Source organism: Pantoea graminicola, assembly GCF_048452665.1.
Classification (GTDB): domain Bacteria; phylum Pseudomonadota; class Gammaproteobacteria; order Enterobacterales; family Enterobacteriaceae; genus Pantoea.
Genome location: NZ_JBLWSJ010000002.1, coordinates 761,101 through 772,422 on the forward strand (window position 1 = coordinate 761,101; position 11,322 = coordinate 772,422).

The following is an 11,322-nucleotide window of genomic DNA, read 5'->3' on the forward strand; positions in this document are numbered from 1 at the left end:
CCGACTAAATGGAAAATGTGGAGAAAGTCATGAGTGCAACGGCAGAAGCACAACGCCCGCAATCGTCAGCTAACAAAAAGAAGAAGCGCAAAAATGTGCTGATTGTGCTGGCGCTGATCATTGTACTGGCGGGTATTGCCTGGGGCGTTTACTGGTTCCTGGTCCTGCGTCATTTCCAGGAAACCGATGACGCCTACGTTGCAGGTAATCAGGTGCAGGTGATGGCACAGGTCTCCGGCAGCGTAAATAAAGTCTGGTTTGAAGACACCGACTTCGTCAGAAAAGGTGATGTGCTGGTCTCCCTGGATAAGACCGATGCGGAGCAGGCGTTTGAAAAAGCGCAGACGGCCCTCGCCTCCAGCGTTCGTCAGACGCATCAGCTGATGATTAACGGCAAACAGTATCAGGCCAGCATTACGCTGCGGCAGACCGCGCTGGATCAGGCTCAGGCCGATCTGAAACGCCGTGAACCGCTGGGTGCCGCTAACCTGATTGGTCGGGAAGAGTTGCAGCACGCCCGCGATGCCGTCGCGACCGCCAAAGCGCAGCTCGACGTGGCGATTCAGCAATATAATGCGAACCAGGCGATGATCCTCAATACCTCGCTGGAAAATCAGCCTGCCGTGCAGCAGAGTGCCGCGGAGTTGCGTGACGCCTGGCTGGCGCTGCAGCGTACCGAGATTCGCAGCCCGATGGATGGCTTTGTCTCCCGTCGCAGCGTGCAGGTCGGTTCGCAGATTACCACCAACACCCCGCTGCTGGCCGTCGTACCGGCCACCAACCTGTGGGTCGATGCCAACTTCAAAGAGACCCAGCTGGCGGGCGTGCGCATCGGTCAGCCTGCCACCGTGGTTGCCGATATCTACGGCGACGATGTGGTCTATCACGGCAAAGTCGTGGGTCTGGATATGGGCACCGGCAGCGCCTTTTCTCTGCTGCCCGCACAGAATGCCACCGGTAACTGGATCAAAGTGGTTCAGCGTCTGCCGGTACGTATCGAACTGAATCAGGAAGATATCGCCAGACATCCCCTGCGTATCGGTCTCTCCACGCTGGTTAAAATCGACACCGCTAACCAGGAGGGCAGTACACTGGCCACCAGCGTCCGTCAGCAGGCCGCTTACAGCAGCAACGCCCTGGCGATTGACCTTGCACCGGTCAATCAGCTGATCACCGATATCGTCCGTGCCAACGCCGGATGATGACGCGGAGGCTGTAATGGCAAAAAAACCGCTTGAAGGGATGCCGCTGGTCCTGATGACCATTGCGCTGTCGCTGGCGACGTTCATGCAGGTTCTGGACTCGACCATCGCCAACGTGGCCATTCCGACCATCGCCGGTAATCTGGGTGCCTCTAACTCACAGGGCACCTGGGTGATCACCTCGTTTGGTGTCGCTAACGCGATCTCCATCCCGATCACCGGCTGGCTGGCAAAGCGCGTGGGCGAAGTGAAGCTGTTCACCTGGGCCACCATTCTGTTTGCTGTCGCCTCCTGGGCGTGCGGCATGTCAGAGAGCCTGGAGATGCTGATCTTCTTCCGCGTGCTGCAGGGGATCGTGGCAGGCCCGCTGATTCCACTGTCGCAGAGCCTGCTGCTCAGCAACTACCCGCCCGCGAAGCGCAGCATCGCGCTGTCGCTCTGGGCAATGACGGTGATCGTCGCGCCAATCTGCGGCCCGATTCTGGGCGGCTGGATCAGCGATAACTATCACTGGGGCTGGATCTTCTTTATCAACGTGCCGATTGGTGCGGTTGTCGTGCTGCTGACGCTGCAGACCCTGCGCGGTCGCGAAACCAAAACCGAGATCCGCCCGATTGATATGGTCGGCCTGGTGCTGCTGGTGGTGGGAATCGGCTGTCTGCAGGTGATGCTGGATCGCGGTAAAGAGCTCGACTGGTTCAGCTCAACGGAGATCATCGTGCTGGCGGTAATAGCTGTCATTGCGCTGGCGGTGCTGCTGGTCTGGGAGCTGACGGATGATAATCCGATCGTCGACCTCTCTCTGTTTAAATCGCGCAACTTCACCATCGGCTGCCTGTCGATTAGCCTGGCCTACATGCTCTACTTCGGCTCGATCGTTCTGCTGCCGCAGCTGCTTCAGGAGGTCTATGGCTATACAGCCACCTGGGCCGGGCTGGCCTCAGCGCCGGTGGGGATTATCCCGGTGATCCTGTCGCCGATTATTGGTCGTTTCGCCCATAAACTCGACATGCGCCGGCTGGTGACCTTCAGCTTCATTATGTATGCCGTCTGCTTCTACTGGCGCGCCTATACCTTTGAACCGGGCATGGATTTTGGTGCCTCGGCGTGGCCGCAGTTTATCCAGGGCTTTGCCGTGGCCTGCTTCTTTATGCCGCTGACCACCATTACGCTGTCGGGACTGCCGCCGGAGCGACTGGCCGCCGCCTCCAGTCTGTCAAACTTTGTGCGAACGCTGGCCGGTTCGATAGGCACCTCGATCACTACCACCATGTGGACGAATCGCGAGTCGATGCATCACAGCTATCTGGCGGAGTCGATAACCCCCTACAACGTCAATTCGCAGCAGATGTACAGCCAGCTGGAGAGCATGGGGATGACGCAGCAGCAGGCGTCCGCCTGGATCGCACAGCAGATTACCAATCAGGGACTGATTATTTCAGCGAATGAAATCTTCTGGGCGTCGGCAGGCGTCTTCCTGATCCTGCTGGTGCTGATCTGGTTTGCCCGCCCGCCATTTGGTGCAGGCGGTGGCGGCGGTGGTGCACACTGACGCTGACATAAAAAAACGGGCCTTTCGGCCCGTTTTTTTTATGCGTTCTGACGCCACCATTCGGCGAGCAGAACACCGGTTGCCACCGAGACGTTGAGGCTTTCCACGTTGCCGGTTCCGCCAATCGACAGGCTCATGTCACCCTGCTGGAAAGCGGTATCGGAGAGGCCTTCGCGCTCCTGCCCTAACACCAGCACCATTTTCTCCGGCAGCGTTGCCTGCGCCAGCGGTGTTCCCTGATGGCTGGAGGTGGTCACGATGGTATAGCCCGCTTTACGGAACGCTTCCAGACCTTCGCTGAAGGTGGCGCCACTGATGGCCTGCACATGCTCAGCACCGCCTTCTGCGGTACGCACGGCCGCACCGGACTCCAGCAGTGAGGCGTCGTTTACCAGCAGACCTTTTACGCCGAAGTGCGCGCAGCTGCGCATAATCGCGCCGAGGTTATGCGGGTTGCTGACATCTTCCAGCGCCAGCACGCAATCTTTGGTATTCGCCTGGCTCAGCCATTCCGCCACGGCCATCCCCATGCGCTTTTTGATCAGGAAGCAGACGCCACCGTGATGCTCAGTGCCTGAGGCTTTGGTGATCTCGGCATCTTCCACCACATGATAGGCTTTGCGGTTGGCCGCCAGCCAGCGCAGGGTTTCGCGGAAACGGGGGGTCACTTCCTGCACGAACCAGGCGCGAACGATCGCTTCCGGGCGGCTCTGGAACAGCGCATGACAGGCATTCTCACCGTAGACGCGGGTCTCTTCGTTACGCTGACGACGGATCTGCTCCGGATCGACAAAGCTTTTGCCGCTGATGCCGCCGTGATCCGGCTTATCATTATCAGCCGCCGCTGACCGATCCGCGGAAGGCGCGCGGGAGACGGTGCGCCACGGTGAATCGCTGTTGCCATAGCCGCCACGGCGCTCATCGCCCCGATCGTTGCGGCGCGGTGCGCCACGTCCATCGTCAGCACGGCGTGGTGAGCTGCTGCGACCGGCGTCGTCGCTGCGACGACCCGCGGAAGCTGAGCGGCCCCCTTCCTGGCTGCGTTCAGTACGGGAGCCAGATGAACGACGGTTATCATCCGGGCGGGCAGCAGAGTGACCACCTTTGCCTGTACGAGGATTCGGCGCACGCGCGCTTTTATCGTCCTCGCCACGCACGTACATCACCTTAACTTTACCGCTTTTACCTTTAAATTCGTCGTTCATATCTTCCTCCTGCATTGAGAGCGCGCAGATTACCTGATGTGCTGGCGCTTAGCTATCAACTATTGAACCTATAGAGCAATACAGATTGAGCGAAAATCCGCCCCCTTTCATAATGACCGACTATTGCCAGACTGACACTTTTCAACATCAGAGGTTCCTATGAATACGGTATGCGCTTCCTGTCAGGCAACCAATCGCGTTCCTGACGATCGCCTTGCCGACGTGGCGAAATGTGGTCGCTGTGGAAATGCGCTGTTCGATGGCGAAGTGGTCAATGCCACCAGCGCCAACTTTGACAAATATCTGCAGGACGATCTGCCCGTAGTGATCGATTTCTGGGCCCCGTGGTGCGGGCCGTGCGTTAATTTTGCGCCAGTGTTTAAAGATGTCGCCAGTGAGCGCAGCGGCAAAGTCCGCTTTATTAAAGTGAACACCGAGGCAGAACCGGCCCTGAGTGCCCGTTTTAACATCCGCAGCATTCCGACCATCATGCTGTTTAAAAATGGCCAGCGGGTCGACATGCTGAACGGAGCGATGCCCAAAGCGCCGTTCAACGAATGGCTGGATGAATCGCTCTGACCATTAAGGCCAGCCTGTCTGGCCTTTTCCTTTTCCTCTGCGCTTCGATTACACTGACGTTTTTCCTGCCCTGAATGCCCATGTCTGATAATGCTGTTCTGCGCCTGCGCACCCAACGTCTGGCCCGTGCCACCCGCCCATTCCTCGCGCGTGGAAACCGGGTAGTTCGCTGCCAGGGCTGTCTGCTGCCTGAAGCCCACTGCCTCTGCAGCCAGATCGTCCCGCACTCCGCCCGAAGCCGTTTCTGCCTGGTGATGTTCGATACCGAGCCGATGAAACCAAGCAATACCGGCCGTCTGATTGCCGATATTCTGCCGGACACCCAGGCGTTTGGCTGGTCACGCACCGAGCCGGACCCGCTGCTGCTAGCGGCCGTCCGCAATCCCGACTATCAGCCGGTGGTGGTCTTTCCGGCCGCGTATGCCGATCCGGGCCGCGAAGTGCTGACAGCGCCCCCGGCTGAGGGCAAGCCGCCCCTGTTTATTATGCTCGACGGCACATGGACCGAAGCGCGCAAAATGTTTCGCAAAAGCCCGTGGCTGGACGCCTTTCCGGTGATGTCACTGGCGGTCAGCGCACCTTCACGCTACACGCTGCGTGAAGCGCACGGTGAAGGCCAGCACTGTACCGCAGAGGTGGCCGCGGCGCTGCTGGCGCAGGTGGGTGACGCGCAGGCGGCAGAGGCGCTCTCACACCATTTCGATCGGTTCCGCACGGCCTACCTGGCGGGTAAACCGCATCACGCCGGTCAGGCTTAACCCCCTCGTTCTCTTCTGGCGGGCGGATGCCTGCCTGTAGCGATAACGGGATTGCGATGCACAGCCTGCGATCTGCCCGGAAGCAGCGCCCGCAAAAAGCGTTTACAATCACGCAAATCCCGATCTCTGGAGGGCGAGATGAGCCAACGCGGACTGGAAGCACTGTTACGACCTAAATCAATTGCGGTAATTGGTGCCTCGGTGACGCCCGGGCGTGCAGGCTACTTCATGATGCGCAACCTGCTGGCGGGCGGATTCAGTGGCCCGGTCCTGCCTGTCACGCCAAAATATAAGGCGGTCAGCGGCGTATTGGCCTGGCCCACGATCGACAGCCTGCCTTTTGCGCCCGACCTGGCGGTGATCTGCACCCATTCAAAGCGTAATCTCACCCTGCTGCAGCAGCTCGGCGAGAAAGGCTGCAAAGCCTGCATTATCCTCTCTGCGCCCGCCAGCCAGCTGGCCGAACTCAAAGCCTGCGCCAGCCAGTGGCAGATACGGCTGCTGGGGCCAAACAGTCTGGGGCTGCTGGCGCCCTGGCAGGGGTTAAATGCCAGCTTCTCGCCGGTGCCGATCGCTAAAGGGCGTATCGCGTTTATCTCTCAGTCGGCCGCCGTCTCCAATACCATCCTCGACTGGGCTCAGCAGCGTAACCTCGGCTTTTCCTGGTTTATCGCGCTGGGCGACAGTCTGGATACCGATGTCGATGACCTGCTCGACTTCCTGGCCCGCGACGGTAAGACCAGCGCCATCCTGCTCTATCTGGAGCACCTCAGCGATGCGCGACGCTTTGTCTCCGCCTCCCGCAGCGCATCGCGCAATAAACCGATCCTGGTGATCAAGAGTGGGCGCAGCCGCGAAGCACAGGCGCTGCTGGGCACGCACAGCGGACTGGACGCCGCCTGGGATGCCGCCATTCAGCGCGCGGGGCTGCTGCGGGTGCAGGACACCCATGAGCTGTTCTCCGCCGTGGAGTCGCTGAGTCATATGCGGCCGCTGCGTGGCGACCGTCTGATGATCGTCAGTAATGGCGCCGCGCCCGCCGCGCTGGCGCTGGATGAACTCTATGCGCGCAACGGCAAGCTGGCGCAGCCCGGCGAGCAGACCCTTCAGCGACTTGAGGCGCTGCTGCCCGCCGGTGTGGGTCGCGGCAATCCGCTGGACTTAAAAGATGACGCTACGGCAGAGCGTTATGCGGCCTGTATTGAGGTCCTGCTCGACAGCCATGAGCTGGATGCGCTGATGATTATTCATGCGCCCAGCGCGGTCGCGCCCGCCACTGAAACGGCCACGCATCTGATCGAGACCCTCGCCCGTCATCCGCGCGGTAAGCTGGTAACGCTGCTGACCAACTGGTGTGGTGAGTTCTCCTCCCAGGCCGCGCGCCGGGCGTTTACCCAGGCAGGCATTCCAACCTGGCGTACGCCGGAAGGTACGGTGACCGCCTTTATGCATCAGGTTGAATACCGCCGCAATCAGAAGCAGCTGCGCGAAACCCCCGCCCTGCCCGCAACGCTGAACCAGGACAGCGCCCATGCTCACCGGCTGCTGTCGCAGGCGCTGGCGCGCGGCGTGACTGCGCTGGATACCCACGAGGTGCAGCCGGTGTTGCAGGCGTACGGTCTGGCTACGCTGCCGACCTGGATCGCCAGCGACAGCGCGGCCGCCGTGGCAATCGCCGACCAGATTGGCTATCCGGTGGCGCTGAAACTGCGCTCGCCGGATATCGCGCACAAGTCAGAGGTTCAGGGCGTGATGCTCTATCTGCGCAACGCCAGCGAAGTGGAGCATGCCGCGGAGGCCATTTTTGACCGGGTTCGCGAGACGCTGCCGCAGGCACGTATTGAGGGCTTACTGGTGCAGAGCATGGCCAGCCGCGCGGGCGCACAGGAGCTGCGGGTAGTGGTGGAGCAGGATGCGCTGTTTGGCCCCATTATTATGCTGGGCGAAGGTGGCGTGGAGTGGCAGGCCGACAAACAGGCGGCCGTCGCCCTGCCTCCGCTGAATATGACGCTGGCACGCTATCTGGTCATTCAGGCGATCAAGAGCGGCAAAATCCGCAGCCGCGGCGGGCTGAATCCGCTGGATATCCCTGGTCTGAGTCAGCTGCTGGTTCAGGTCTCGGATCTGGTGGTGGACTGCCCGGAGATCCAGCGGCTCGATATCCATCCGCTGCTGGCGGCGGGCAATGATTTTACCCTGCTGGATGTCACCCTGACGCTGGCACCGTTCAGTGGCGACAACGAAGCGCGTCTGGCCATCCGCCCTTATCCTCAGCATCTGGAAGAGCAGGTGGAGTTAAAGGATGGGCAATTCTGCCTGTTTCGGCCCATCCTGCCTGAAGATGAACCGCTGCTGCGCGATTTCATCAGTCAGGTCACCAAAGAGGATCTCTACTATCGCTACTTCAGCGAAATCAATGAGTTTACGCATGATGACCTCGCCAACATGACTCAGATTGATTATGACCGCGAGATGGCGATTGTGGCGGTGCGTCCGCATCAGGGCGGTCAGGAGATCATCGGCGTGACCCGCGCCATCTCGGATGCCGATAACATTGATGCGGAGTTTTCGGTGCTGGTCCGCTCTGATCTGAAAGGATTAGGCATGGGGCGTCGTCTGCTGGAAAAAATGATCCGTTACACCCGGCATCACGGCTTGCAACAATTGAACGGTATCACTATGCCCCATAATCGCGGCATGATTACGCTGGCACGAAAACTTAACTTTCATGTTGATATTCAACTGGATGAGGGTATTGTCAGCCTTAAACTGCCTTTACAGAATGAGATCAACTAACCTTGTAGAGAAAGGTAAAAAACGTTCGAATCGACGGAGTTGATGTTATTATTTATGGTTATAACCCTGATTTGATGGCAAAAGGCCATGCAATGAACAGAGAAGAAGTGCACTGCGATGTTGTCTAAATTCAAACGTAACAAACATCAACAACACCTCGCACAGTTGCCGAAACTGTCACAATCCGTTGCGGATGTGTCGACACTTTATTCGCCTGCCGAATTTCGCACCACGCTGCTGGAAAAGATTGCGGTCGCACAAATACGCATCTGCATCGTTGCGCTCTATCTGGAAAACGATGATGCCGGACGTGCGGTCATGGATGCTCTTTACCAGGCTAAGCAGGCGCGACCGGAGCTGGATATTTCGATTCTGGTGGACTGGCATCGCGCGCAGCGTGGCCGGATTGGTGCCGCGCGGGGCGTGACCAACGCCGACTGGTACTGCGAAATGGCGACCCGCTATCCCGATATCGCCATCCCGGTTTATGGCATTCCGGTGAATACCCGTGAGGCGCTCGGCGTACTCCATCTTAAAGGCTTTATCATCGACGATACGCTGCTCTACAGCGGTGCCAGCATCAACGATGTCTATCTGCATCAGCACGATAAGTATCGTTACGACCGCTACCAGCTTATCCGCAATGCCCGGCTGACTGATACCATGTATGAGTGGATCACCCTCAATCTTAAGCCGGCCGAAGCGGTGAACCGTCTGGACTTCGCGGAGCGTCCCTCCAGCCCTGAAATCAAAAATGAAACGCGGCAGTTCCGTCAGGATCTGCGCGGCTTTAACTATCAGTTTGAAGGGGATGCCGGTAACGAAGAGCTGGCCGTCACGCCGCTGGTCGGCCTGGGCAAGCATAGCCTGCTTAATAAAACCATCTTCCATCTGATGCCCTGTGCGGAAGAGAAGCTGGTCATCTGTACCCCCTACTTCAACCTGCCTGCCCTGCTGGTGCGGAACATCATTCATCTGCTGCGACAGGGAAAACAGGTCGAAATCATCGTCGGTGATAAAACCGCCAATGATTTTTATATTGCGCCCGATCAGCCGTTTAAAATCATCGGCGCCCTGCCCTATCTCTATGAAATCAACCTGCGCCGCTTCCTGAGCCGTCTGCAATATTACGTCACCACCAATCAGTTGGTGGTGAGGCTCTGGAAGGATGGCGAGAACAGCTATCACCTTAAAGGGATGTGGGTGGATGACGAATGGCAGCTGATCACCGGTAATAACCTCAATCCGCGCGCGTGGCGACTCGATCTGGAAAATGCGGTACTGATCCACGATCCTCATCAGCAGTTAGCGGCTCAGCGTGAAAAAGAGCTGACGCTGATCCGGCAGCATACCCAGGTCGTCACTCACTTCCGCGAACTGGAGAGCATTGCCGATTACCCGGCTAAGGTGCGGAAACTGATCCGTCGTCTGCGTCGGATCCGAATCGATCGCCTGATCAGCCGTATTCTCTAATGTGCGCCGCCTGCGGAGCATCTGCTATGCGAACTGTACTGCCTGCTGTGCTGGTGTGTAGTGGATGTGCCCATATGGCACAGGATGCCTGAACCGGACGGGATAAAGCGGAACACTTTTTTGCCGCCGCTGCGCTGGCTGGCGCTGGAAAGATTTCGCCTGGGATGCCGCCGGTGCAGCCAGCGGCATCGCCCTTTGGAATCTCAGCCAGCAGGCGTATCAGAGTTTAATGCCCTTGCCGCGCCTGTGCAGCAACAGCGACACCAGGAACGCGACTGCGCCCATCGCGGAAACATACCAGAAGAAGGTCGTCTCAATCCCCTGCTGCTTCATTAGCAGTGCCACATACTCCGCCGATCCTCCGAAAATCGCATTCGCTACCGCATAAGAGAGTCCCACGCCCAGCGCGCGCACCTGGGGCGGAAACATTTCGGCTTTCAGAATGCCGCTGATGGCGGTGTAGAAGCTGGTGATCAGCAGGGCCAGCATGATCAGCAGAAACGCGACGCCGGGACTCTGCACGCTTTGCAGCAGGGTCAGAATCGGCACCGTACAGATGGCCGCGCCCGCACCAAAAATCATCATTGAGGTGCGACGACCGATTTTATCTGACAGCGCACCGATAAGCGGCTGAATCAGCATAAAGACCAGCAGCGCACCGGTCATCAGGCCGCTGGCCGTTTTGGGATCCATACCCGAGGTGTTCACCAGATACTTCTGCATATAAGTGGTAAAGGTATAGAAGCTCAGAGAGCCGCCCGCGGTGAAACCCAGCACCATCAGGAAAGGTCGGGTATGGTTGCGCAGTAAGCCGATGACGCTGCCGGCATCGCGATGCTCGCGGCTGCTCTTGTCTGATGTCTCCTCCAGTGAGCGGCGTAACCAGAGTGCGACAACGGCGAGCAGCGCGCCAAGGAAGAACGGAATACGCCAGCCCCAGCTTCGCAGCTCAGCATCCGTAAGCAGGAACTGCAGCACCACGACCGTCAGGACCGCCGCCAGCTGCCCGCCAATCAGCGTGACATACTGAAAGGAGGCGTAAAACCCTTTGCGACCTTCGAGTGCCACTTCGCTCATGTAGGTTGCGCTGGTGCCATATTCCCCACCGACTGACAAGCCCTGAAACATGCGTGCCAGCAGCAGAATGACGGGAGCCGCGACTCCGATGGTGGCATAACCGGGTAAGCAGGCGATCACCAGTGAACCAAAACACATCATACAGACCGAAACCAGCATCGAATTTTTCCGGCCATGCTTATCGCCGATATAGCCGAACAGCCAGCCACCAATCGGACGCATTAAAAACCCGGCTGCAAATACACCGGCCGTCTGTAGCAGCTGCGTTGTCGTGTCGCCCTGGGGAAAGAAGATGTGCGCGAAATAGAGTGAGAAGAATGAGTAGACGTAGAAGTCAAACCACTCGACCAGGTTGCCTGATGAGGCACCGACGATCGCCCAGATCCGTTTCTTTGCATCATCCGGCTGAATATTATTGTTTGTGGGTGTCATGCTTTACCTCTGCTCCTTGCTGATCAACAGCGTATAAAGGGTGAGTAAAGCATTTAAGTCTACTGAAGGTAAAGGCGACCTATTCTGAGATTGTTATTGTGAGCTGCATCGCTAATTATCGGGAAATCAGCGGGTTGCTGCGGTTTTTTGCAGATGTCCGGCGGGATACAGTGAGCAGATAGCAGGCTTATTGATGAGAATTTCAGCACAAAGTAGCAGATTAAGGACGTAAAAAAGCCCCGCACTCG

8 protein-coding genes are annotated in these 11,322 nt (G+C 58.3%); 6 read left to right on the forward strand and 2 right to left on the reverse strand.

All coding sequences use genetic code 11. The features are described 5' to 3' along the window. Window positions 1-29: 29 nt before the first annotated feature. Together emrA and emrB are read left to right on the forward strand one after the other, a co-directional pair. A complete protein-coding gene (emrA, locus tag ACNY69_RS07575; protein ID WP_418797776.1) occupies window positions 30-1,202 on the forward strand; it encodes a multidrug efflux MFS transporter periplasmic adaptor subunit EmrA in 1,173 nt (390 codons plus the stop codon). A gap of 16 nt (window positions 1,203-1,218) precedes the next feature. Continuing rightward, entirely contained in the window at window positions 1,219-2,754 is a 1,536-nt protein-coding gene (emrB, locus tag ACNY69_RS07580) for a multidrug efflux MFS transporter permease subunit EmrB (protein WP_111139913.1), read from the forward strand. A gap of 38 nt (window positions 2,755-2,792) precedes the next feature. On the opposite strand, the gene ACNY69_RS07585 is transcribed toward emrB, so the two are convergent. Then, window positions 2,793-3,959, reverse strand: coding sequence for a tRNA/rRNA methyltransferase (locus ACNY69_RS07585; RefSeq protein WP_367395737.1), 1,167 nt, complete (start codon window positions 3,957-3,959; stop codon window positions 2,793-2,795). Window positions 3,960-4,118: 159 nt separating this feature from the next. Between ACNY69_RS07585 and trxC the strand changes: the two genes are divergently transcribed. From trxC to pssA, 4 genes are all read left to right on the forward strand, one after another. Continuing rightward, entirely contained in the window at window positions 4,119-4,538 is a 420-nt protein-coding gene (gene trxC / locus ACNY69_RS07590; RefSeq protein ID WP_111139911.1) for a thioredoxin TrxC, read from the forward strand. 80 nt (window positions 4,539-4,618) lie between these two features. Continuing rightward, entirely contained in the window at window positions 4,619-5,296 is a 678-nt protein-coding gene (locus tag ACNY69_RS07595) for a tRNA-uridine aminocarboxypropyltransferase (protein WP_293773088.1), read from the forward strand. 138 nt (window positions 5,297-5,434) lie between these two features. Beyond that, complete coding sequence (locus tag ACNY69_RS07600) at window positions 5,435-8,092, forward strand: bifunctional acetate--CoA ligase family protein/GNAT family N-acetyltransferase (protein ID WP_293773091.1); 2,658 nt, start codon at window positions 5,435-5,437, stop codon at window positions 8,090-8,092. Window positions 8,093-8,209: 117 nt separating this feature from the next. Further along, window positions 8,210-9,565, forward strand: a complete 1,356-nt coding sequence (pssA, locus tag ACNY69_RS07605; protein ID WP_418797779.1) for a CDP-diacylglycerol--serine O-phosphatidyltransferase — start codon at window positions 8,210-8,212, stop codon at window positions 9,563-9,565. 219 nt (window positions 9,566-9,784) lie between these two features. Here pssA and ACNY69_RS07610 read toward each other — a convergent pair whose 3' ends face one another. Beyond that, a complete protein-coding gene (locus ACNY69_RS07610; RefSeq protein ID WP_111142178.1) occupies window positions 9,785-11,074 on the reverse strand; it encodes an MFS family transporter in 1,290 nt (429 codons plus the stop codon). Window positions 11,075-11,322: the final 248 nt, after the last annotated feature.